Annotated in this window: 16 protein-coding genes; 9 read left to right on the top strand and 7 right to left on the bottom strand. The window is 62.1% G+C overall.

The window, feature by feature from the left end:
* Nucleotides 1-219: 219 nt before the first annotated feature.
* Both smc and FBX99_RS14305 read right to left on the bottom strand, forming a co-directional pair.
* Entirely contained in the window at nucleotides 220-3708 is a 3489-nt protein-coding gene (gene smc, locus FBX99_RS14310; RefSeq protein WP_145131842.1) for a chromosome segregation protein SMC, read from the bottom strand.
* Nucleotides 3709-3710: 2 nt separating this feature from the next.
* Nucleotides 3711-4370, bottom strand: coding sequence for a GntR family transcriptional regulator (locus FBX99_RS14305; RefSeq protein ID WP_047701474.1), 660 nt, complete (start codon nucleotides 4368-4370; stop codon nucleotides 3711-3713).
* A gap of 393 nt (nucleotides 4371-4763) precedes the next feature.
* Here FBX99_RS14305 and xdhA point away from each other — a divergent pair, with 393 nt between their 5' ends.
* The 4 genes from xdhA to guaD all read left to right on the top strand — a co-directional run bounded on the left by xdhA (nucleotide 4764) and on the right by guaD (nucleotide 10951).
* On the top strand, nucleotides 4764-6218 hold the full coding sequence (xdhA, locus tag FBX99_RS14300) for a xanthine dehydrogenase small subunit (RefSeq protein ID WP_145131840.1): 1455 nt from the start codon (nucleotides 4764-4766) through the stop codon (nucleotides 6216-6218).
* Nucleotides 6211-8610 (top strand): xanthine dehydrogenase molybdopterin binding subunit, encoded by a 2400-nt coding sequence (gene xdhB, locus FBX99_RS14295; protein ID WP_144924279.1) that lies wholly within the window; start codon nucleotides 6211-6213, stop codon nucleotides 8608-8610. Before xdhA ends, xdhB begins: the two co-directional genes overlap by 8 nt.
* Before the next feature lie 185 nt (nucleotides 8611-8795).
* Nucleotides 8796-9638, top strand: coding sequence for a xanthine dehydrogenase accessory protein XdhC (xdhC, locus tag FBX99_RS14290; protein ID WP_144924282.1), 843 nt, complete (start codon nucleotides 8796-8798; stop codon nucleotides 9636-9638).
* A gap of 14 nt (nucleotides 9639-9652) precedes the next feature.
* Nucleotides 9653-10951, top strand: a complete 1299-nt coding sequence (guaD, locus tag FBX99_RS14285) for a guanine deaminase (RefSeq protein WP_178111935.1) — start codon at nucleotides 9653-9655, stop codon at nucleotides 10949-10951.
* 135 nt (nucleotides 10952-11086) lie between these two features.
* Here the strand turns inward: guaD and FBX99_RS14280 are convergent, their stop codons facing one another.
* A complete protein-coding gene (locus tag FBX99_RS14280; RefSeq protein WP_024776765.1) occupies nucleotides 11087-11851 on the bottom strand; it encodes a GntR family transcriptional regulator in 765 nt (254 codons plus the stop codon).
* 254 nt (nucleotides 11852-12105) lie between these two features.
* On the opposite strand from FBX99_RS14280, the gene FBX99_RS14275 reads away from it, so the two are divergent.
* A complete protein-coding gene (locus FBX99_RS14275; RefSeq protein ID WP_144924288.1) occupies nucleotides 12106-13296 on the top strand; it encodes a benzoate/H(+) symporter BenE family transporter in 1191 nt (396 codons plus the stop codon).
* Between the two features lie 146 nt (nucleotides 13297-13442).
* Here the strand turns inward: FBX99_RS14275 and FBX99_RS14270 are convergent, their stop codons facing one another.
* The gene (locus FBX99_RS14270) at nucleotides 13443-13787 is read right to left on the bottom strand and encodes a YggL family protein (RefSeq protein ID WP_024776763.1); all 345 of its coding nucleotides are present in this window, start codon (nucleotides 13785-13787) and stop codon (nucleotides 13443-13445) included.
* Nucleotides 13788-14019: 232 nt separating this feature from the next.
* On the opposite strand from FBX99_RS14270, the gene dacB reads away from it, so the two are divergent.
* Nucleotides 14020-15486, top strand: a complete 1467-nt coding sequence (gene dacB, locus FBX99_RS14265) for a D-alanyl-D-alanine carboxypeptidase/D-alanyl-D-alanine-endopeptidase (protein WP_144924291.1) — start codon at nucleotides 14020-14022, stop codon at nucleotides 15484-15486.
* Between the two features lie 141 nt (nucleotides 15487-15627).
* Here dacB and FBX99_RS14260 read toward each other — a convergent pair whose 3' ends face one another.
* Both FBX99_RS14260 and rlmKL read right to left on the bottom strand, forming a co-directional pair.
* Entirely contained in the window at nucleotides 15628-18012 is a 2385-nt protein-coding gene (locus FBX99_RS14260; protein ID WP_144924296.1) for a GGDEF domain-containing protein, read from the bottom strand.
* Between the two features lie 141 nt (nucleotides 18013-18153).
* Nucleotides 18154-20439, bottom strand: a complete 2286-nt coding sequence (rlmKL, locus tag FBX99_RS14255; RefSeq protein WP_144924299.1) for a bifunctional 23S rRNA (guanine(2069)-N(7))-methyltransferase RlmK/23S rRNA (guanine(2445)-N(2))-methyltransferase RlmL — start codon at nucleotides 20437-20439, stop codon at nucleotides 18154-18156.
* 533 nt (nucleotides 20440-20972) lie between these two features.
* Here rlmKL and rmf point away from each other — a divergent pair.
* Nucleotides 20973-21188, top strand: coding sequence for a ribosome modulation factor (rmf, locus tag FBX99_RS14250; RefSeq protein WP_003223300.1), 216 nt, complete (start codon nucleotides 20973-20975; stop codon nucleotides 21186-21188).
* A 231-nt stretch (nucleotides 21189-21419) separates the two neighbouring features.
* Here the strand turns inward: rmf and FBX99_RS14245 are convergent, their stop codons facing one another.
* A complete protein-coding gene (locus FBX99_RS14245) occupies nucleotides 21420-22439 on the bottom strand; it encodes a quinone-dependent dihydroorotate dehydrogenase (protein WP_144924302.1) in 1020 nt (339 codons plus the stop codon).
* A gap of 241 nt (nucleotides 22440-22680) precedes the next feature.
* Between FBX99_RS14245 and FBX99_RS14240 the strand changes: the two genes are divergently transcribed.
* On the top strand, nucleotides 22681-23892 hold the full coding sequence (locus FBX99_RS14240) for a CmpA/NrtA family ABC transporter substrate-binding protein (protein WP_144924305.1): 1212 nt from the start codon (nucleotides 22681-22683) through the stop codon (nucleotides 23890-23892).
* A gap of 13 nt (nucleotides 23893-23905) precedes the next feature.
* Nucleotides 23906-24481: an ANTAR domain-containing response regulator gene (locus FBX99_RS14235; protein WP_024776757.1), complete on the top strand. Its 576-nt coding sequence runs from the start codon at nucleotides 23906-23908 to the stop codon at nucleotides 24479-24481.
* The last annotated feature ends 111 nt before the right edge of the window (nucleotides 24482-24592 follow it).

Raw genomic sequence — 24592 nt, 5'->3', positions numbered from 1 at the left:
TAAAAATGCTGAAAAATAAGGGGCTTAGCTATTTGCAAACCGCTTTAAAACGTGGCGCCAACTCTATGTTCTGAATGGCGTTTTGCCCACGCACACGAAAAATTGACATTAAACTAGCATGACCCACAGCTTGAAGCTACATAACAGCAACTACAAGCTACAGCTGAAGCTGCATCGCTTGCAGCTTGCCACTTGAAGCTCGCCGCTCGCCGCTCGCCGCTAGGCGTCTACCATCGCCATGGCCTCCTCGACATCCACCGCAACCAGTCGCGAACAGCCTGGCTCGTGCATTGTCACGCCCATCAACTGATCGGCCATTTCCATGGCAATTTTGTTGTGGGTGATGTAGATGAACTGCACCGTTTCGGACATTTCCTTTACCAGGCGCGCGTAGCGGCCCACGTTCGCGTCGTCCAAGGGCGCATCGACTTCGTCGAGCATGCAGAACGGCGCCGGATTCAACTTGAAGATGGCAAATACCAGGGCCAACGCGGTCAGCGCTTTTTCACCACCAGAGAGCAAATGAATGGTGCTGTTCTTCTTTCCGGGAGGACGCGCCATGATCGTCACCCCAGTATCGAGTAGATCTTCGCCCGTCAGTTCCAAGTAAGCGCTGCCGCCACCGAAAACTTTTGGGAAAAGCGCCTGCAAACCGCCATTGATCTGATCAAAGGTATCCTTGAAGCGGTTGCGGGTTTCCTTGTCGATCTTGCGAATGACGTTTTCCAGGGTTTCCAGCGCTTCCACCAGGTCAGCGTCCTGGGCGTCCAGGTAACGCTTGCGCTCGGACTGCTGCTCGTATTCGTCGATGGCCGCCAGGTTGATCGCACCCAGGCGCTGGATCCGCGCAGCAATGCGCTCCAGCTCTTCCTCGGCGTCTTTCTCATTGGCCCCGGCCACCAGGGTGGCGAGCACCCCGTTGAGGTCGTAGCCATCCTCCAGCAGCTGGTCCTGCAAGGCCTTACGGCGCACAGTCAGGGCCTGCCATTCCAGGCGTTGCTGTTCCATCTGGCCGCGAATCAGTTGGGATTGCTGCTCGGCCTGGCTACGGCGCTTCTCGGCATCGCGCAGCTCGCGGTCGGCGTCTTCCAGGGCGATCTGCGCCGTCTTGAGTTCTTCGTCGACACTCATCCGCTTGTCGAGCAGTTCCTCAAGCTTGAGACGCAGCTCTTCCAGCGGCGCCTCGCCCTCCTCCAGGTTCAGGCTCAACTGTTCGCGTTTTTCGGTCAGGCGTTCGGACTGCATTTCCAGACGCTCGAGGGCCTGGCGGGTAGAGTCGTACTGTGCCTTGAGCGAGCCCAGGCGCACCGCCAACTGATGGGCATGGTCCTTGTGCTGACGCGCTTCCTGGCGCACCCGGTCGAGGCGTTCGCGCAGGCTGTCGCGCTGGGCCAGTAACAGCTCACGCTGCTCGGTGTCCAGGGCCATGGCATCAAGGGCTTCCTGCAGTTGCAGGCGCGCCTCGCCGATCTGTTCGTGCTCCAGCGCCCGTTGCTCGCCCAGTTCGGCGATCTCTTCTTCCAATCGGGTGCGACGCAAGGCCAACTGTTCGGCCTTGGCCTTGCCGGCCGAGAGCTGTGCCTTGAGCTCGCCCTGCTGGCGTGCTTCGTCCTGCAGCAGCCGGCGCAGGTGTTCGCGGCCGTTTTCCTGTTGACGCTGCTGCGCCCGCAGAGTCTGCAATTCGGTTTCCAGGGCCTCGACGCTGGCTTCGCGTTCGTCGCGCTCGGCGCCCAGACGCTGGATCTCCTGGCCCCGGGCGAGCATGCCACTCTCGGCCTCGCTGGCCCGGCGCACCCGCAGAAAATGCCGGCCGACCCAATAGCCATCGCGGCTGATCAGACTCTCGCCCGCCGCCAGTTGCCCGCGCAGCGCCAGGGCCTGTTCGAGGTTTTCCACCGGCCTGACCTGCCCGAGCCAGGGCGACAGATCGACCTTGGCCTCGACTTTGTCCAGCAGGCTGCCCGGTATCCGCACGCCGTCACCGGCCGGGCTGAGCAGGCGCAGGTCGCCCTGGGTGAACCCTGAGAGGTCGAAGCCGGCGAAATCATCCACCAGCACCGCTTGCAGATCGGCACCCAGCACGGTTTCCACCGCCAGCTCCCAACCGGCGTCGACCTTCAGGCCTTCGGCCAACCGCGGGCGCTCGGCCAGATGCTGGTCGCGCAGCCATTCGGCGGTGCCGGTGCCCGGATCCAGCGCGGCTTGCTGTAAGGCTTCCAGCGAGGCCAGACGCCCGTTGAGCCGTTGCAACTCGCCCTGGGCCTGCTGCTGATTCTGAAGGGCCAGTTGCAAGGCCTGGCGCAGTTGTTCGAGGCGCTCGACCTGAGCGTCTTCGCTGGCCTGCAAGTCCTCGAGCGTGGCTTCGCTGGCGGCCAACTGCTCGCTCAGATCGAGGATCGCCGCGTCTTCCGGGTCCGCCGCGAGCAACGCACGCTCTTCGGCCAGGCGACGCTGGCGCTCGGCCAGGCGCTCCATGCTGGTTTCCAACTGCTGGATGCGCGACTGCTGGACCTCGGCCTGACGCCGTGGTTCGGCGGAAGTGAGGTTGAAGCGGTCCCACTGCTCCTGCCAGCCGTGCATGGTCAGTTCAGCCTCTTCCAGCGCTGCAGCGGCTTCTTCGGCGGCGGCGCTGGTGATCTCCTGCTCCGGCGTGAGCCGGTCCAGCTCTTCGCCCAGGGTCAGCAGCAAGGTACGGTCGTGCCCCAGGTGAGACTCGGTTTCCAGGCGCGCGCGCTCGGCTTCCTTCAAGTCATCCTGTAACTGGCGCAGCCGTTGCTGGCCGTGCTGGATGCTCTGCTCGACCCTGGCGATGTCGCCACCGACCGAATAGAAGCGCCCTTGCACCAGATTGAAGCGTTCGGACAGCTCGTGGTGGCCATCCCGCAGGCGCTCGATAGCGGCATCGGCATTGCGCTGTTCGGCCACCAGGGCTTCGAAGCTGACTTCCTGGTTGCCGATGACCGCCTCGCGCTGGCCGACCTGCTCGTTCAACGCCTGCCAGCGCAAGGCCGAGAGCTGGGCTTTGAGCTGGCGTTCCTCGCCCTTGTATTCCTGGTATTTGCGCGCGGCCTCGGACTGGCGGTGCAGGCGTTCGAGCTGACGGTCGAGCTCTTCGCGCAGGTCGGTCAGGCGCGCCAGGTTCTCGTGGGTGCGACGGATGCGGTTCTCTGTCTCGCGCCGGCGCTCCTTGTACTTGGAGATACCGGCGGCCTCTTCGATGAAGTTGCGCAGGTCTTCGGGCTTGGCCTCGATCAGCTTGGAGATCATGCCCTGTTCGATAATCGAATAGCTGCGCGGCCCCAGGCCGGTGCCGAGGAAGATGTCGGTGATGTCGCGACGTCGGCATTTGGCACCGTTGAGGAAGTAACTGTTCTGGCTGTCGCGGGTCACTTTGCGGCGGATGGAGATTTCCGCGTAGGCCGCGTATTCGCCGATCAGGGTGCCGTCTGAGTTATCGAATACCAACTCGATGCTCGCCTGGCTGACCGGCTTGCGGCTGGTGGAGCCGTTGAAGATGACGTCGGTCATCGATTCGCCGCGCAGGTTCTTGGCCGAACTCTCGCCCATCACCCAACGCACGGCGTCGATGATGTTGGACTTGCCGCAGCCGTTGGGCCCGACCACCGCCGCCATGTTACTGGGGAAGTTCACCGTGGTCGGGTCGACGAAGGACTTGAACCCCGCCAGCTTGATGCACTTGAGGCGCACGTTCAGGCCTTCGTCAGGGCGGCAACCACCAGATCGCAACTGCGCTGGCAGTAGGCCGTCAGCACAATGCGGATCTGCGGCAGGTCACGAGCCAGCACCGCGACAAGCAGGCGCTGGAACAGGTCGAGGAACTCGCTCATCTCGGCCTTGCGCTGTTCCAGGGCGAGGAAATAGGCACGGCTCATGGCCGGCTGCAAGTTCTCGACGGTTTCCTGCAAGTACGGGTTGTTGGCGAATGGGTAGGCCGCACGCATCACACTGAAGCTTTCGTCGACGAACATGCGGATGTCCTGGCGCGCGAAGGCCTCCTTGAGGCGCTGCTGGATCTGCAGAAACGGCGCCATGTCGGCCGAATCCCGCCAGCCATGGGCCACGGCGTTGCCCAGCAGGATGTACAGCTCGCTCATCAGCGTACAGAGGCTGCGCACGTTATGTTCGGTGAGCTCGGTGACGTGGGCGCCACGGCGCGGCAGGATCGCGATCAGATGACGTCGCTCCAGGATCAGCAAGGCCTCGCGGACCGAGCCGCGGCTGACATTGAGCGCCAGCGTGACCTTCTGCTCCTGGATACGCTCTCCCGGCTTCATTTCGCCCCGAATGATGCGTTCGGCGAGATGATGGGCGATTTGCTCGGCGAGGCTGTCCGGGGCCTTGAACGTCATGGTTGTCCTTCAAACTCTTCGATCTGCACAAGCGGCGCAGTGTAGCGCACTCGATACGTCATGGCGCAGGGCCTGCACCCGGTTTTTGGCACGATTCAAGCAAAATTTTCACTGGCAGGGACTTGTGGGAGCGGGCTTGCTCGCGAAGAGGCCGGACCGTTCGCACGAAATTCTCCGACAGGAACGCCGCCTTCGCGGGCAAGCCCGCTCCCACAGGGGATTTGCGCTTAACTGAAGGATATAGAACATCGCCAGCGGGCCAATATCCAAACCTGTTGTTAATCGACAAAACGAATTTCCTGACCCTTAAGTCAGAAAAACGTTGACCGAAAAGTCAGACCTGCTAAATTCGGCCTACGTCGATACAACAATAATGAATCTGCGAGGCCTTCCGTGATCCAGTTTTTACTCAACCAGGAACTCCGTAACGAGCACACCCTGGACCCGAACCTGACCGTGCTCAACTACCTGCGCGAGCATGTTGGTAAATCCGGCACAAAAGAGGGTTGTGCCAGCGGCGACTGCGGTGCCTGCACCGTGGTGGTGGGCGAATTGGACACGGACGAAAGCGGCCGCTCGCGCATTCGCTATCGCAGCCTCAACGCGTGCCTGACCTTCGTCTCGTCCCTGCACGGCAAGCAACTGATCAGCGTCGAAGACCTCAAGCACCAGGGTCAATTGCACAGCGTCCAGCAGGCGATGGTCGACTGCCACGGTTCGCAATGCGGCTTCTGCACACCAGGTTTCGTCATGTCGCTGTTCGCCCTGCAGAAAAACAGCGAGCAACCCGACGCCCACAAAGCCCACGAAGCCCTGGCCGGCAACCTGTGTCGTTGCACCGGTTATCGGCCGATCCTGGCCGCCGCCGAGCAGGCCTGCTGCGGCAAGCAACCGGACCAGTTCGATGCCCGCGAGGCCGAGACCATAGCCCGCCTCAAAGCCATCGTCCCCAAGGAAACCGGCGAGCTCAATTGCGGCGACAAACGCTGCCTGGTGCCGCTGACCGTGGCCGACCTGGCCGATCTCTACGACGCTTACCCCCAGGCGCGCCTGCTGGCCGGCGGCACTGATCTGGCCCTGGAAGTCACCCAGTTCCATCGCACCCTGCCAGTGATGATCTATGTGGGTAACGTCGCCGAGCTCAAACGCATCGAGCGTTTCGACGACCGTCTGGAAATCGGTGCTGCCACCACGCTGTCCGATTGCTACGAGGCCCTGAAAGCCGAGTACCCGGACTTCGGTGAACTGCTGCAGCGCTTTGCCTCGCTGCAGATCCGCAATCAGGGCACCCTGGGCGGCAACATCGGCAACGCCTCGCCCATCGGTGACTCGCCGCCCCTACTGATCGCCCTCGGCGCGCAAATCGTGCTGTGCAAGGGTCAGGTCCGTCGCACCCTGGCGCTGGAGGATTACTTCATCGAATACCGGGTCACCGCCCGTCGGGAAAGCGAATTCATCGAAAAGATCATCGTGCCCCGGGCCAGCGCCGAACAGGCGTTCCGTGCCTACAAGGTGTCCAAGCGCCTGGACGATGACATCTCCGCAGTGTGCGCGGCGTTCAATCTGCGCATCGATGACGGCGTGGTCCGCGATGCCCGCGTGGCCTTCGGCGGCATGGCCGCCATCCCCAAGCGTGCCAAGCATTGTGAAGCCGCGCTGATCGGCGCGCCGTGGAACGACAGCACCCTGGAGCGCGCCTGCGCCGCCCTGGCCGAAGACTTCACGCCTTTGTCGGACTTTCGCGCCAGCAAGGAATACCGCCTGCTCGGCGCCCGCAACCTGCTGCGCAAATACTTCATCGAACTGCAAACGCCGCACATCGAGACTCGGGTGACCGCTTATGTCTAACCATCACGCCGTAGAAAAGACCCAAGCCGAGCTGGCCGAGCTGTTCGCCCGGGACCTGACCACCGGCGTCGGTCGCAGCGTCAAGCACGACAGCGCCGCCAAGCATGTGACCGGTGAAGCGCAGTACATCGATGACCGCCTCGAATTCCCTAACCAGCTACACGTTTACGCACGGCTGTCGGACCGCGCCCACGCCCGGATCCTGCGCATCGATACCACGCCGTGCTACGCCTTCGAAGGCGTGCGCATCGCCATCACCCACGCCGACATTCCCGGTCTCAAGGACATCGGTCCGTTGCTGCCCGGTGACCCGCTGCTGGCGATTGATGACGTGCAATTCGTCGGCCAACCGGTGCTGGCCGTTGCCGCAAGGGACCTGGAAACCGCACGCCAGGCGGCGATGGCCGCGATCATCGAGTATGAAGACCTGGAGCCGGTGCTGGACGTGGTCGAAGCCCTGCGCAAGCGGCATTTCGTGCTCGACAGCCACACCCACCAACGGGGTGATTCCGCCACCGCACTGGCGAGTGCCGAACATCGCATCCAAGGCTCGCTGCACATCGGCGGCCAGGAACACTTCTACCTGGAAACCCAGATTTCCTCGGTGATGCCCACCGAAGACGGCGGCATGCTCGTTTACTGCTCCACCCAGAACCCCACCGAAGTGCAGAAACTGGTGGCTGAAGTGCTGGGCGTGTCGATGAACAAAGTGGTGGTGGACATGCGCCGCATGGGTGGCGGCTTCGGTGGCAAGGAAACCCAGGCCGCCAGCCCGGCCTGCCTGTGCGCGGTGATCGCGCACCTCACCGGCCAGCCGACCAAGATGCGCCTGCCGCGGGTCGAAGACATGCTGATGACCGGCAAGCGCCACCCCTTCTACATCGAATATGACGTGGGCTTCGACAGCCGCGGACGCCTGCACGGCATCGCCCTGGAACTGGCCGGCAACTGCGGCTGCTCGCCGGACCTGTCGGCGTCGATTGTCGACCGGGCGATGTTCCATGCCGACAACGCCTACTACTTGGGCGACGCCACCATCAACGGCCACCGCTGCAAGACCAACACCGCCTCGAACACTGCCTACCGTGGTTTCGGCGGCCCCCAAGGCATGGTCGCCATCGAAGAGGTGATGGATGCCATCGCCCGGCACTTGGGTCTGGATCCGCTGGCGGTGCGCAAGGCCAACTACTACGGCAAGACCGAACGCAACGTCACCCACTACTATCAGACCGTCGAGCACAACATGCTCGAGGAAATGACCGCCGAGCTGGAAGAAAGCAGCCAGTATGCCGAGCGGCGCGAAGCGATCCGTCGCTACAACGCAGGCAGCCCGATCCTGAAAAAGGGCCTGGCGCTGACGCCGGTCAAGTTCGGCATCTCGTTCACCGCCAGTTTCCTCAACCAGGCGGGTGCCTTGATCCACGTCTACACCGACGGCAGCATCCACCTGAACCATGGTGGCACCGAAATGGGCCAGGGCCTCAACACCAAGGTCGCGCAGGTGGTAGCCGAGGTGTTCCAGGTGGAAATGGACCGGGTGCAGATCACCGCGACCAACACCGACAAAGTGCCGAACACCTCCCCCACCGCAGCCTCCAGCGGAGCCGACCTGAACGGCAAGGCCGCGCAGAATGCCGCCGAAACCATCAAGCGGCGCCTGGTGGAATTCGCCGCGCGCCAGTACAAGGTCAGTGAAGAAGACGTCGAATTCCACAACGGCCATGTGCGGGTCCGCGATCACATCCTGACCTTCGAGGCACTGGTGCAACAGGCGTATTTCGCTCAGGTCTCGCTGTCGAGCACCGGGTTCTACAAGACCCCGAAAATCTACTACGACCGCAGCCAGGCCCGTGGCCGGCCGTTCTACTACTACGCCTACGGCGCGGCGTGTGCCGAGGTGATCGTCGACACCCTCACCGGCGAATACAAGATGCTGCGCACCGACATCCTCCACGACGTCGGCGCCTCGCTGAACCCGGCCATCGACACTGGCCAGGTCGAAGGCGGCTTCATCCAGGGCATGGGCTGGCTGACCATGGAAGAGCTGGTGTGGAATGACAAGGGCAAGCTGATGACCAACGGCCCGGCCAGCTACAAGATCCCGGCCGTGGCGGACATGCCGCTGGATCTGCGGGTCCGGCTGGTGGAGAACCGCAAAAACCCCGAAGACACGGTGTTCCACTCCAAGGCCGTGGGCGAGCCGCCGTTCATGCTCGGCATCGCCGCGTGGTGTGCGATCAAGGATGCCGTGGCGAGCCTTGGAGACTACAGGCACCAACCGAAAATCGATGCGCCGGCGACGCCGGAGCGGGTTCTGTGGGGCTGTGAGCAGATGCGTGGGTTGAAGACCATGCAGACGGTCGAGCCTGAGACTGAAGTGGCTTCGCTTTAAGACCGTCGCGCCTTCAATCGCGAGCAGGCTCGCTCCCACAGGGAATTGTGAACATCGGCCCAATGTGGGAGCGAGCCTGCTCGCGATGAGGCCCGAACAGACAACAAAGAATGTTGAAAAGCGGACGCGAAGCGTCCAGAGATGCATTCCCACGCAGAGCGTGGGAACGATCAGTCGAGGTGAACATGTACAACTGGATCAGCGCCCTCGCCGACCTGCAAACCCGCGGCGAACCCTGCGTGCTGGTGACGATCATCGAAGAACTCGGCTCGACCCCGCGCAACGCCGGCTCGAAGATGGTCATCAGCGCCAGCCAGACATTCGACACCATCGGGGGCGGGCACTTGGAATACAAGGCCATGGAAATCGCCCGGAACATGCTCGCCAGCGGCCAGCAGAATACCCATCTGGAGCGCTTCAGCCTCGGCGCCAGCCTGGGCCAGTGCTGCGGCGGCGTGACCGTGCTGCTGTTCGAACCCATGGGCCAGGTCCAGGCGCAGATCGCCGTGTTCGGCGCCGGTCATGTCGGCCGGGCACTGGTGCCGCTCCTGGCGAGCCTGCCTTGCCGGGTGCGCTGGATCGACTCGCGGGAAGCCGAGTTTCCCGAACAACTGCCCCCCGGCGTAGAGAGAATCGTCAGCGAAGACCCACTGGATGAAGTCGATGACCTGCCCGCCGGCAGCTATTGCATCGTTATGACCCACAACCATCAGCTCGACCTGGAGCTGAGCGCGGCGATCCTCAAGCGCAACGACTTCGCTTACTTCGGCCTGATCGGTTCGAAGACCAAGCGGGTCAAGTTCGAACACCGCCTGCGCGATCGCGGCTTCGACAGCGGCACCTTGCAACGCATGCGTTGCCCGATGGGCATTGGCGAAGTCAAAGGCAAGTTGCCCGTGGAAATCGCCATCTCCATCGCTGGCGAAATCATCGCCACCTATAACGCGGATTTCGGCCAGCACACCGCTCGCGCCGAACCTATCGCCAAGCTGCTGCCGGTTTCGCGCCGCAGCCAAGCCAACTCCTGAGATTGCCCATGCCCATGACACGCAAAGCCTACCGCGCCGCCCTGCTCCACAGCCTCGCCGACCCGGCCGAGGTCGGCCTCGAAGCCTCTTATGAATATTTCGAGGATGGCCTGCTGGTGGTGGAAAACGGTCAGATCAGCGCCCTCGGCCACGCCCATGACCTGCTGCCGAGCCTGGCGGCGGACATCGAAATCGCCCATTACCCGGACGCACTGATCACCCCCGGGTTCATCGACACCCATATCCACCTGCCGCAGACCGGCATGGTCGGCGCCTATGGCGAACAACTGCTGGACTGGCTCAATACCTACACCTTCCCCTGCGAACGCCAGTTCGCCGACCCGGCCCACGCCGAAGCCGTGGCCGATATTTTCATCGAGGAACTGCTGCGCAACGGCACCACCACGGCCCTGGTGTTCGGCAGCGTGCACCCGGAATCGGTGAATGCCTTTTTTGAAGCAGCCGAGAAGCTCGACCTGCGGATGATCGCCGGTAAAGTGATGATGGATCGCAACGCCCCGGACTACCTGACCGACACCGCCGAATCCAGCTACACCGAGAGCAAGGCGCTGATCGAGCGCTGGCACGGCAAGGGCCGCCTGCACTACGCCGTGACCCCGCGCTTCGCCCCGACCAGCACGCCGGAGCAGTTGGCGTTGGCCGCTCAGTTGCTGGAGGAATACCCGGACCTGTACATGCAGACCCACATCAGTGAAAACCTGCAGGAAGTGCAATGGGTCAAGGCGCTGTTTCCCGAGCGCAAGGGCTATCTGGACGTCTACGATCACTACAAGTTGCTCGGCGAGCGTTCAGTGTTCGCCCACGGTGTGCATCTGTGCGACGACGAATGCGCACGCCTGGCCGAAACCGGTTCGGCCATCGCGTTCTGTCCGACCTCGAACCTGTTCCTGGGCAGTGGCCTGTTCAACCTGCCGATGGCCGAAAAGCACAAGGTCAACGTGGGGCTAGGCACCGACGTCGGCGGGGGCACCAGCTTTTCGCTGCTGCAGACCCTGAACGAAGCCTACAAGGTGATGCAGTTGCAGGGCGCACGGCTGAGCCCGTTCAAATCGCTGTACCTGGCGACCCTCGGCGGCGCCCGGGCCTTGCGCCTGGAAGATCGAATCGGCACCTTGCAACCAGGCACCGATGCGGATTTCCTGGTGCTGGACTACAACGCTACGCCGCTGCTGAGCTATCGCCTCAAGCAGGCCAGGGACATTGCCGAGAGACTGTTCGTGTTGATGACGCTGGGGGATGACCGGACGGTGGCGCAGACCTATGCGGCTGGCAGGTTGGTGCATCAGCGGTAGGTTATCTATCGCCTGTCAGGCCGCTTTCGCGAGCAAGCCCGCTCCCACATTTGTTCAGCGTATGACTTAACAACGCGGTCGAATGTGGGAGCGGGCTTGCTCGCGAAGGGCACGACTCGGGTACCACTGATTCAATCAAAGCTTGGCCGTCGACCGCCCAGGCTTCTTGCTCTGCAGCAGATGCGAAAACACCGCATGCAAATCATCCGACGCGCCCTCTTCGTCGAGGTTGAGCTTGCTGTCGATGTGATCCATGTGATGCATCATCAAGTCCACTGCCAGCGTGGCATCCCGGGCTTCGATGGCATCGATCAACTGGGTGTGTTCGTCGTAGGAGCAGTGGGACCGGTTGCCGCTTTCGTACTGGGCGATGATCAGTGAAGTCTGGGACACCAGGCTGCGCTGGAAGCTGATCAGCGGGGCATTCCTGGCCGCCTCGGCCAGTTTGAGATGGAACTCACCCGACAGGCGGATGCCGGCGCCACGATCGCCACGGGAAAAACTGTCGCGTTCGTCGCTGACCATCTGGCGCAATTCGGCAAGCTGCTCGGCGGTAGCGTGCTGCACCGCCAGTTCGGTGATCGCCCGCTCCACCAGACGCCGGGCCATGAACACCTGGCGAGCCTCTTCGACACTCGGGCTGGCAACGACCGCGCCGCGATTAGGCCGCAACAACACCACCCCCTCATGGGCCAGACGCGACAACGCCCGGCGGATGATCGTGCGGCTGACCCCGAAAATCTCCCCCAGCGCCTCTTCGCTCAACTTTGTACCGGGCGCCAGTCGCTGTTCGAGGATGGCCTCGAAGATATGTGCATAGACGATATCGTCCTGGGTTCCGCTGCGGCCGGCTTTACCTGCTCGCGGTTGTTTCTTGAGGGGCTGCAACTGTTCGTTCATGGGCACTCGGGTCGGGAGAACTGCGGCGAATTGACCGTGACTGTAATACGGCACAGCGGATCGCTGGCAAGTATCGTGTAAAAAACACGGCGATTGTACACAACCTCTGATGGCAACACGACTGTACGGCTGTTTGCGGGCTTGGCTGTATTGCAATTGCTCACTGGGTTGAGTTTAGGCTTAAACCCTCAATCTGTGACACCTATGGCCTTGTTCCCACAGGTACATAATCTATCCAAGGATCCCCACTCACCATGACCGAAGTCACGACCGCGCCACTTCGCCCATTGGCCGATACCTCGCCCTCGGCCATCGTCGCCGGATTCATCGCCATGATGACCGGTTACACCAGTTCCCTGGTGTTGATGTTCCAGGCCGGCCAGGCGGCGGGGCTCACCAGCGGGCAGATTTCATCGTGGATCTGGGCGATCTCCATTGGCATGGCAGTGTGCTCCATCGGCCTGTCGTTGCGCTATCGCACGCCGGTCACCATCGCCTGGTCGACACCCGGCGCGGCACTGCTGATCACCAGCCTGGGCGGCGTGAGCTATGGCGAGGCCATTGGCGCCTACATCACCTGCGCGGCGCTGGTGACGATCTGCGGCCTGACCGGCAGCTTCGAGCGCTTGGTCAAGCGCATTCCGGCGTCGCTGGCGGCAGCGTTGCTGGCGGGCATCCTGTTCAAGATCGGCAGTGAGATTTTCGTCGCTGCCCAGCATCGTACCGGCCTGGTGCTGGGGATGTTCTTCACTTACCTGATCGTCAAGCGCCTGTCGCCTCGCTACGCGGTGCTGGCGGCGCTGCTGATCGGCACCGCGCTGTCAGGCCTGATGGGGTTGTTGGACTTCAGCGGCTTTGCCCTTGAAGTCGCCACACCGGTCTGGACCACGCCACACTTTTCCCTGGCCGCCACCATCAGCATCGGCATTCCGCTGTTCGTGGTGGCAATGACCTCGCAGAACATGCCGGGCATCGCCGTGCTCCGGGCCGACGGCTACCACGTACCGGCCTCGCCACTGATCACCTGCACCGGCATCGCCTCGCTGCTGCTGGCGCCGTTCGGCTCCCACGGTATCAACCTGGCGGCCATCAGCGCCGCCATCTGCACCGGCCCCCATGCTCACGAAGATCGCAACAAACGCTACACGGCAGCGGTCTGGTGCGGGATCTTCTACGGAATTGCCGGGGTATTCGGCGCCACTCTTGCGGCGTTGTTCGCGGCGCTGCCCAAGGAGCTGGTGTTGTCCATCGCGGCACTGGCGCTGTTCGGGTCGATCATCAACGGCTTGAGCATCGCCATGAGCGAAACCAGGGAACGGGAAGCGGCGCTGATCACCTTCATGGTCACGGCGTCGGGGCTGACGCTGTTTTCTGTCGGCTCGGCGTTCTGGGGGATTGTGGCGGGGGTGCTGACTTTGCTGATTCTGAATTGGCGCAGCGCCTGACAGTCTCTTAAAAGATTCGCGAGCAAGCCCGCTCCCACAGGGTTCGCAGGGACCCTGTGGGAGCGCGAAAGAGGCCGAGAGAGCAACCAACCTCAAAAGCCAGGCACAAAAAAACCGGCGCCCAATCGGGCTGCCGGTTCAGGACATCACGCCTTGGCGTTGATCGGCATGTCCGGGTGCCACACGTCGATCAGCGGGCTGACCGTCATGTTGGTCAGTTCGCTGCGGCCCTTGAGCCAGGCTTCAACGGCAGCACGTTGTTCTTCGGAAACCGAGCCACGCTTCTGCAGGCAAACCAGACCGTAGTCGTCGCCGCCGACGTAGCCCAGGCCATTGGCTTCCATGGCTTCTTTCAGGAAAGCGTCGAGGAAAGCGTCAATCGCCTCATCGTCCAGATCTTCTTTGAGATCCAGGTTCAGTTCGAAACCCAGCTCTTGAAACTCATCCACACACAGTTTTTTGCGCAGACGCCGGGAACGGTTAGTCGCCATTGGAACAATCCTCATCAGTAATAACGGCCGGCACTTTACCAGTTTGGTGCGACGATTGCCCGGTTGATCGGGTGTATCGGCCTACCGTCGGTAAAAAATTGCCTCATGAATGGGCTCAGGCACGGCCCATCCGGTGCGCCTTGGGGCATAATGCCGACACTTTCCTGACCGTTGAGGACGTTCATTTTTCATGTCCTCGTTTTTTCCCCTCGCCCGTAGGGTTTTATTACACATGATCAAATCTTTGCGTCCACTGCTCCTGGCCAGCCTTCTTCTTCCCCTGGCCCTCCCCGTTTCCACCAGCGCCGCTACGATTAACACCGCCCTGTCGCCCAATGTGCAGAAGGCCCTCAGGACCAGCAAGCTGCAAGACGACGCGCTGTCCCTGGTGATGGTGCCACTCAATGGCCCCGGCACCCCGACCCTCTACAACGCCGACGTCTCGGTCAACCCGGCCTCCACCATGAAACTGGTGACCACCTACGCCGCCCTGGAAATGCTTGGCCCCAATCACCAGTGGAAGACCGAGTTCTACACCGACGGCACCCTCAGCGGCGGGATCCTCAACGGCAATTTGTACCTCAAGGGTGGCGGCGACCCCAAACTGAACATGGAAAAGCTCTGGCTGCTGATGCGCGACTTGCGCGCCAACGGCGTACAACAGGTCACCGGTGACCTGGTGCTCGACCGCGGCTTCTTCATCCAGCCGCAACTGCCCGAGTTCAACGACGACGGCAACGATGAAAACAAGCCTTTCCTGGTCAAGCCCGACTCCCTGCTGGTCAACCTCAAGGCGCTGCGCTTCGTTGCCCGCAATGATGGCGGCCGGGTGTTGGTGTCGGTGGAGCCGCCGATTGCCAGCATCCACATCGATAACCAGGTCAAGGCGGTCAATTCCAAGCAATGCACCGGCGGCGTACGCTACAACCCGGTACCCCAGCCGGACGGCAGCGTGGCCGTGACGGTCGGCGGGCAGTTGGGCGATGGCTGCAGCTCCCAGACCTACCTGTCACTGCTGGACCACGCCACCTACACCGCTGGCGCGGTGCGGGCGATCTGGAAAGAACTGGGCGGCAGCATCCAGGGCAAGGACCGTCTGGCCGCCACCCCGAGCAACGCCAAGGTGCTGGCCCGGGCATTCTCGCCGGACCTGGCGGAGATCATCCGCGACATCAACAAGTACAGTAACAACACCATGGCTCAGCAGTTGTTCCTGAGCCTCGGTGCACAGTTCCGCAACGAAGCCGACGGTGACGACGCCAAGGCCGCGCAAAGGGTCGTGCGCCAATGGCTGGCCAAGAAAGGCATCACCGCACCGCACCTGGTGATGGAAAACGGCTCCGGCCTGTCCCGCGCCGAACGGGTCAGCGCCCGGGAAATGGCGGCGATGCTGCAAGCCGCCTGGCGCAGCCCCTATGCGGCCGAGTACATCAGTTCGATGCCGATTGTCGGCACCGACGGCACCATGCGCAAACGCCTCAAGACCACGGCCATGGCCGGCGAAGCCCACATCAAGACCGGCACCCTGAACACCGTGCGTGCCATCGCCGGGTTCAGCCGCGACGTCAACGGCAATACCTGGGCCGTGGTAGCGATCCTCAACGATCCGAAGCCATGGGGTGCTTCGTCGGTGCTGGACCAGGTGCTGCTGGACCTGTACCGCCAGCCGAAACTGCCGCAGACGGCTTCGGTGCTCTGATCCAGAACAAAAACTGATGTGGGGAGCGGGCTTGCTTGCGAAGGCGGTGTGACATTCAACACTTCCATTGCCTGATATGGCCCTTTCGCGAGCAAGCCCGCTCCCACATCAGGAGACATGTGGCGAGCGCAAACCTGCGAACTACCCCACCTGCATCTCGACCCGATCCCGTCCGGCCTGCTTCGCCGCGTACACCCCCGAGTCGGCCCGTAACAGCAGGGCATCCGCGCCTTCCCCGGCGCGCCAGCTGGCGATGCCGAAGCTGGCGGTGACCACGCCCACATCCTCGATCTCCGCCCCGCGCAGCCCCTCCCACAGCCCAATGGCCAAGGCATAGGCGCTTTCACCATCGGTGTCGGGACACAACACCACGAATTCTTCCCCACCCAGCCGACAGAAGACATCGGTACGCCGCAGACGCTGGGAAACGCGCAGGCAAACCGCCTGCAACACCCGGTCCCCCACGGCGTGGCCGTGCTGATCATTGATGCGCTTGAAGTGATCGATGTCGAGCATGATGACCGAAAGCTCCCCAGAACCGCGTTCGACCCGGGTCATTTCCGAGTTCAGGCGCTCCTGGAAATATCGCCGGTTGCGAATCCCGGTCAAGGCATCGGTCACGGACAATGCGCGCAACTCTTCTTCCACCCGCTTGAGATCGGAAATATCGGAGATATAGCCATGCCACAACACGCCACCGCCCGGCAGTTGCTCGGGTGTGGCCTCGCCACGCACCCAGCGCAGGCCACGCTGTGGCAGTTGCACCCGATATTCTTCGCGCCATGGGCTCAGGGTGTCGGCCGAGGCACGGATCGACGCTCGGACCCGCGCGTTGTCCAGTGAATGGATGCGGGAGAAAACAGCTTCGGCGTTCTGGACCAGCACGCTGGGCTCCAGCTCATAGATGTCACGAATGCCATCGCTGGCATAGATCACGCTGAAACGACCGTTGAAATCCATTTTGAACTGGTAGATGCCGCCAGGTACATGGGCACTGAGTTTCTTCAGCAGCAAGTCCCGGGCCGCCAGGGCCTCATGGACGCGCTTGCGTTCGGTGATGTCGATGCAAATCGCCAGGTGCCCGACCCAGAGCCCCTGGTCGTCGAGCACGGGCGTGGCCAGCATGTTCACGGTCAAGTGGCTGCCGTCACGCCGTACCAGGGTCCACTCCCGGGCCTGCTGGCCGCCCGCCTCGCCACCTTCGAGCAGCATCGCGTGACAGGTAGGAATCGGCTTGCCGAATCGGGCGCCAAGCTCTGCGGCCCGGGCCTGGAGCTCCCGCGGCACATGGAGGCTTTCGAGGGTCATGCTCTGCAGGACTTCGCAGCTTTGGTAGCCCAGCATCTGTTCGGCGCCGGCATTGAACGTGGTGATGACCCCACGCAGATCCGTGGCGATGATCGCGACCTGGGTCGCGGCATCCAGCACGCCGCGCAACTGGCTGTGGGTACCCCGCAGTTCCTGTTCCCGAGCGCGCAGTTCCTGGGTACGCTGCTCCACCAGAGTCAGGGCCCGTTGGCGCTGGCTGACCAGGACGTAGAGCAAGGCACTGAGCAGAAAACTGAGCAAACCGCCCAATACCACCAGACCCGACATCGCGGAGTGGTTGGTCGACAGGAACGTGCGACTGGGTCGTAGCTCTACCCGGTAATCATGCTCCGCCAGACGCAGCACACGGGTCGCTGCCAGATCACTGTCCCCGGGGAGCCCGGGGGACTCGAACAGCACCTCCTCCTGATCGGCATCGGACAGGTCCAGAACGCGCATCGAAAGGTTGTCATGGCTGGCCGACGGCAAGCCATCACCCACCAGTTGGCGCATGCTGATGGCCGCTACCACATAACCGAAAGGCTCCGTAGAGGGCCCCCGGGTGACCGGTGCCACCAGCAACACGCCACGGATAAAGGCAGGACCGACATCCACCAGATCCAATGGCTGCGATACCGCCAGGCTATTCTGGCGACGAGCACGCTCGAGCGCGGCGCGACGCAATGGATGGGAAAGCAGGTCGAAACCCAGCGTTGTCTCTTGGCAAGCCTGGCACTGCATATAGAGGATCGGCGCGTACTCGTCCCGTTCCGCAGCCTGCCGCAAACCGCCTGAATCGTCCGCTTCCCGGATGATGAAGGAGTTGACTCGCTTATTCCGTTCCCGTTGTTCGAATGCCTGCCGCTCGTCGCGAAGCACTCGTGGCGCCCAGGCAAAGGCCTGGGTACGCCGCAACAACGGTTCGGCGTAGCCATGGAATTCCTTTTCGGAAACCTCCACCGAGTTGGCAAAGAAACGCCGCAGGCTGTCGAGGCGCTGCTCCTGCTCCTGAAATCTTTCCTCGATACGGCTGAAGCGCTCTTCGGCTTGCAGTTCGAAGCGCTGGCGAAGTTGCTGGTTGAACAGGCTCATCATCGCCCAACTCAGCAAACCGGTCAGGAATATCCCGGCCAGCAACACCAGCGAAGCCACCAGCCAGGCCGATACATCTTCGCTGATAAAGCCCAGGATCCTGGGGCGCACCGGATGCAATGCCATAGACACAACTCGAAAAAGGGGCAGGCGTCGGTACAGCCCTGGCCACAGCCTCAGTTATAGCTATTAGCCATCACTTTGACCAGTCCTAAAATCGGCTGGAAGCCTTGATCTACAAGGCTCCGTGGATCCAATCGAGGATTTTCAACGAGCCATGATTTTCCAGGCACGGTGAATCTTGTTGTTGCGGACAAAGTCCGGATCGATGGTAGCGGCGGTGATTTCCTCCACCGCATAACGCTCGCCGAGATTGTCCTCGAGCTGGAACTTGCGGAAATTGTTGGAGAAATACAACACGCCACCCGGCGCCAGGCGAGCCATGGCCAGGTCCAGCAACTGGACGTGATCGCGCTGCACATCGAATACGCCTTCCATGCGCTTGGAGTTGGAGAAGGTCGGCGGGTCGATGAAAATCAGGTCATATTCGTCACGGCTGGCTTCAAGCCAGGCCATCACATCGCCCTGCTCCAGGCGGTTTTTGTCGGAAAAACCATTGAGCGACAGGTTGCGTCGCGCCCAGTCCAGGTAGGTTTTCGACAGATCGACGCTGGTGGTGCTGCGGGCTCCGCCCTTGGCGGCATGGACGCTGGCGGTCGCGGTGTAGCAGAACAGGTTGAGGAAGCGCTTGCCAGCCGCCTCCTTCTGGATCCGCAGGCGCATCGGCCGGTGATCGAGGAACAGCCCGGTATCCAGGTAGTCGGTCAGGTTGACCAGCAGCTTCACGCCACCTTCGTTGACCTCGGTGAACTTGCCCTGGGCGCTCTGGCGCTCGTATTGCCTGGTGCCGCTCTGGCGCTCGCGACGTTTGATCACGACGTGGCTCTTGTCGACATTCAGCGCCTGGGGAATGGCCGCCAGGGCATCGAACAACCGGGCCGAAGCCTTTTCCGGGTCAATGGATTTCGGCGCGGCATATTCCTGCACGTGCACCCAGTCGTGATAGAGGTCGATCGCCATGGAGTATTCCGGCATATCGGCGTCGTAGACCCGATAGCAGTCCACGCCTTCGCGCTTGACCCATTTGCCCAGTTGCTTGAGATTCTTTTGCAGGCGATTGGCGAACATCTGCCCGCCTTCGCTCAAGCGCGCCTGCTCGACCACAGGCGCGGGGGCCGGTGTCGGTTTGATCGGGTTGCCATTCTTGTTGTACTGGCGCTCTTGCGGTACCTCAGGCGCCTGTCCCTGCTCTTCCTGGTCAAGGCGGGCTTGCTCACGCTCGGCCTGACGCTGTTCCGGTGTGCGACGCTCGCCGGTGACGAACTGGTCCGGCAGTACCTTGATCAGCAGCAACTTGCACGGCAAGGCGCCGTTCCAGAAAGAATACTGCTTGTGGCTGCGGATACCCATGCGCTTGCCCAGGTCCGGAGCGCCGGTGAATACCGCAGCCTCCCAGTTCAGGCACGCCTGGCGCAGGCGCTCACCGAGGTTCTGGTAGAGGTAAAGCAGGCTGGCCTCATCGCCCAGACGCTCGCCGTACGGTGGGTTGCAGATCACCAGGCCTTTCTGGTTCTGGTCCGGACGCGGCTCGAACGTGGCGACCTCACCTTGATAGATCTTGATCCACTCGCTCAGGCCGGCACGCTCGACGTTGTTGCGACCTGGCTGGATCAGCCGTGGGTCGGCTTCATAACCGCGAATCCACAGGGGTGGCTTGGCCAGCCCGGCGGCGGCGCGGGCGGTGGCTTCTTCGTGGAGTTTCTTCCACAGCGCCGGCACGTGGCCCAGCCATGCGGTGAAACCCCATTGCTGGCGACGCAGGTTCGGCGCCATATCGGTGGCAATCATGCCCGCTTCCACCAGGAAGGTGCCGACGCCGCACATCGGGTCGGCCAGGGCGCCGCCTTCGGCGGCAATGCGCGGCCAGCCGGCACGGATCAGGACAGCGGCGGCGAGGTTTTCCTTCAGTGGCGCGGCACCTTGCTGCAGGCGATAACCACGCTGGTGCAGGCTGTGACCGGACAGGTCCAGGGAGAGGATCGCTTCGCCGCGGTCCAGGCGCAGGTGGATACGCAGGTCCGGGTTGAGCTTGTCGATGGTGGGTCGCTCGCCAGAGGGAGTGCGCAGCTTGTCGACGATGGCGTCCTTGACCTTCAAGGCGCCGAAGTGAGTGTTGTCGATGCCGGAGCCGTGGCCGCTGAACTCGACCGCCAGGGTGCCATCGGCCAGCATGTGATCCTGCCAATCGACGTCCAGCACGCCGTGGTACAGGTCCTCGGCGTTTTTCATGGGAAAACGCTTGAGCACCAGCAACACGCGATTGGCCAGGCGTGACCACAGGCACAGGCGATAGGCCGTTTCCATGTCGGCCACGCCGCGAACGGCCGAGGTGTGTTCGCGCGCCTCTTCAAGGCCAAGCCCGATGGCTTCCTCGAGTAGCAGGCCTTCGAGGCCCTTGGGGCAGGTGAGGAAGAGTTCGAAACGATCGGACATGGGGAGTTCCAGAGCCTTTGGCTAGTGGACCGGGGCAACGCATTGCCGGGTCAGGTTCAATCAGGTGCTTTTCTAAAAGAGCACCCGGTGGCACGAAAGTGTGCCGTGCCACCCTCGCCGCTCAGGTTAAAAGAGCTTAGATGCGAGGGCAGATAAAAAATTCGGTGTAACAAACTGATGAAAAGTCACCCCTTTCGTCGAATAGTACCCGAGTGCAACAGGGGGACATTCTCATCCGGGAAAAGGCAGCGCCTTTCAACGCAGGGCCGATCATACAGGGGTCTTGCTGAAAAGCGGACGCTGAACACACTGTTACTTATCGCCCTAACCTCTTTAATGTTACGTGCTTATGACAAAACGATCATTCCATCCATGTGACGCTTTGGTTAGAACTCAACACAGGTTGACGCCACAACGGCGCCAACACCTTGGCTCGTCACGCCGGCAACGAGCCACCAACGGCAGAATGATTCTGCCCCGGCCTCAACAGAGGCCGACGCGAAGTAACAGTCAACAAGTGAGGGCAATACCCTATGAGAAGACTTAAGCGTGATCCGTTGGAAAGAGCATTTTTACGCGGTTACCAATATGGTGTTGGTGGTAAATCCCGTGAGCTTTGCCCCTTTACTCTACCGTCGGTACGTCAAGCCTGGATCAATGGCTGGCGAGAAGGACGCGGCGACAACTGGGACGGTATGACCGGCACTGCGGGTATCCACAGACTCAACGAACTTCACGCCGTCGGCTGACACAGGGCTCAATACTCAGGAACTCGACAATTTCGTTCCACACATAACGATTTAACCACGCGCGTCCCATCCGGACGGCGGGCTACGGCCCAGGGGCTCCTTTGAGGAGCCCTTTTTAATGGGCGGGTTATGTATCGGTGTGTGTGACCTGCTCAGAATTCAAGTTGCGAACACTCTTGTGGCGAGGGGATTTATCCCCTCGCCACAGAGAAACATCTGCCAGCCGCGAAATCAGCCCAACGCCGCAATCGCATCCACCGACTCACGAATCAACGCCGGCCCCTTGTAGATGAAGCCCGAATAAATCTGCACCAGGCTTGCCCCTGCGGTGATCTTCTCGGCGGCATGCCGTCCTTCGGTGACCCCACCCGCAGCGATGATCGGCAAGCGTCCCGCCAGCTCCCCAGCCAGCACCTTCACCGTGTGGGTGCTCTTGTCACGTACCGGCGCGCCGGACAATCCTCCCGCTTCGTCACCGTGCTCCAGCCCTTCGACGCCTTCGCGGCCCAGCGTGGTGTTGGTGGCGATTACCGCATCCATACCTGTCTCGACCAGGGCCTGGGCCACTTGGGCGGTTTCTTCGTCGGTCATGTCCGGCGCGATCTTGATCGCCAACGGCACATGCCGGCCATGGGTCACCGCCAGCTCGGCACGGCGCCTGGCCAGGTCGGCCAGTAGTTGCTTGAGGGAGTCACCGAACTGCAGGCTGCGCAGCCCCGGAGTGTTCGGGGAGCTGACGTTGACGGTGACATAGCTGGCATGGGCGTAGACCTTGTCCAGGCATATCAGGTAATCGTCGACGGCACGGTCCACCGGCGTGTCGAAGTTCTTGCCGATATTGATGCCCAGCACGCCTTCGTATTTGGCGGCAGCCACGCGGGCCAGCAGGTTGTCCACTCCCAGGTTGTTGAAGCCCATACGGTTGATGATCGCCTCGGCTTGCGGCAGGCGAAACAGCCGTGGCTTGGGGTTGCCCGGCTGTGGCCGTGGCGTGACGGTGCCGATTTCCACGAAGCCGAACCCCAATTGCGCGAAGCCGTCGATGGCCGCGCCGTTCTTGTCCAGGCCCGCCGCCAACCCGACCGGGTTGGGGAATTGCAGGCCCATCACATTCACTGGCAACGATGCCGGCGCCTTGCACAACAGACCATTGAGGCCCAAACGTCCGCCCGCGCCGATCAGGTCCAGGGACAGATCGTGGGAGGTTTCCGGGGAGAGTTTGAACAGCAGTTCACGGGCCAGGGTGTACATGGGCGGCTTTGACTCGGGCGACGAAATGAGGCGGCGATTATAGCCGCGCAACGGCGGTTCAAGCGAGGCGCCTGCACAAAACAGCGCCGATGGCATATGCCTTGCACCCCTTTGGTCATCGACGCTCATGCCAACGATGGAATGAGTGCCACACTGTTTGAAGGACAACGGCGTCGTCATCCGGCCTTGCTCTGGCATTCGTCCGGGTACGGCGCTTTTTTATGTGGAAGGTGATGCCCCGATGAATGAAATTCCAGCCCACCCCCTGGCTTGGGTCAATGGCAGCGACGCCCCGGAAAAGAGCGCGATCGACCTGGGTTTCATGGCCTTGAGTGATTGCGCCCCGATCGTGGTGGCAGCCACCCAGGGCTTCGCCCAACCCTACGGCCTGACCTTGAACCTCAAGCGCCAGACCTCCTGGGCCAACCTGCGGGACAAGCTGGTCAGCGGTGAAATCGATGCAGCCCATAGCCTGTACGGCCTGATCTACGCCGTGCACCTGGGCATCGGCGGTGTCGCGCCGACCGACATGGCGGTGCTGATGGGGCTGAACCAGAACGGCCAGAGCATCAATCTCTCCCACGGTTTGCAGGCAATGGGCGTGACCAGTCCTGAGGCACTGGAGCGCCATGTGCACCAAACTCGCTCGAAACTGACTTTTGCCCAGACATTCCCTACCGGCACCCACGCGATGTGGCTTTATTACTGGCTCGCCGCACAAGGCATCCACCCCTTGTCGGATGTCGACAGCGTGGTGGTACCGCCACCGCAGATGATTGCGCACTTGCAGGCCGGGCGTATCGACGGGCTATGTGTCGGCGAACCCTGGTGCGCCAGCGCGGTGAAACAGAACCTCGGCTTCACCCTGGCGACGACCCAGACCATCTGGCCCGATCACCCGGAAAAAGTCCTGGGCTGTACCCGCGCGTTCGTCGAGCAGTACCCCAATACGGCGCGAGCGTTGGTGATGGCGATCCTCGAGGCCAGCCGTTTCATCGAACAGAGCACCGAGAACCGTCGCAGCACCGCACAACTGCTGAGCGCCCCCGAATATCTCGACGCGCCGCTGGACTGCATCGAACCCCGCCTGCTGGGTACCTATGCCGATGGCCTGGGCAACAGCTGGCAGGATCCCCACGCCATGCGCTTCCATGGCAACGGCGAGGTGAACGTGCCCTACCTGTCCGACGGCATGTGGTTCATGACCCAATTCCGGCGCTGGGGCCTGTTGCGAGAAGACCCGGACTACCTGACCGTGGCGCAGGAGGTCCAGCAACTCGAGCTGTATCGCCAGGCGTGCGCGGCGCTGGGCATCTCAACCACCTTCCAGGCCATGCGCAGCAGCCAGTTGATCGACGGCACCCTGTGGGACGGCTCGGATCCGGCCGGGTATGCCCGCAGTTTCAAACTGCACGCCTTGAGCGATGCGGCTCCCCTTCTCGCCAGCCGCTGACAGGAGCCCGACCATGCTGCGTATCCTGCTGATCAACGACACCGCGAAAAAAGTCGGCCGCCTCAAGGCCGCCCTGGTGGAAGCCGGGTTCGACGTCATTGACGAGTCCGGCCTGACCATCGACCTGCCGGAACGCGTCGAAACAGTGCGTCCGGACGTGATCCTGATCGATACCGAGTCACCCGGACGGGACGTCATGGAACAAGTGGTGCTGGTCAGTCGCGACCAGCCACGACCGATCGTCATGTTCACCGACGAGCACGACCCGGATGTGATGCGCCAGGCGATCAAGTCAGGGGTGAGTGCCTATATCGTCGAAGGCATCCATGCCGCGCGCCTGCAACCGATCCTGGACGTGGCCATGGCCCGCTTTGAAAGCGACCAGGCCCTGCGCGCGCAGCTCCTGGCCCGAGACCAGCAACTGGCCGAACGCAAGCGCATCGAACTGGCCAAGGGCATGCTGATGAAGATGAAGGATTGCAACGAAGAGCAGGCCTACACTCTGATGCGCCGCCAGGCCATGAGCCGCCAGCAGAAGCTGATCCAGGTGGCGGAGCAGATCATTGCGATGAATGAGTTGCTGGGCTGACGCCCTCGCGGCACCTGGCCCGGCGTCATCGCGAGCAGGCTCGCTCCCACAGGTTCTGTAGCCACTGAAGCTCCATTGTGGGAGCGGGCTTGCTCGCGAAAGCGATTCACC

The organism is Pseudomonas sp. SJZ074 (genome assembly GCF_007828215.1).
Taxonomy (GTDB): Bacteria; Pseudomonadota; Gammaproteobacteria; order Pseudomonadales; family Pseudomonadaceae; genus Aquipseudomonas.
Note: the sequence above shows the minus strand (reverse complement) of the source record. Positions and strands in the feature narration are given on the sequence as shown.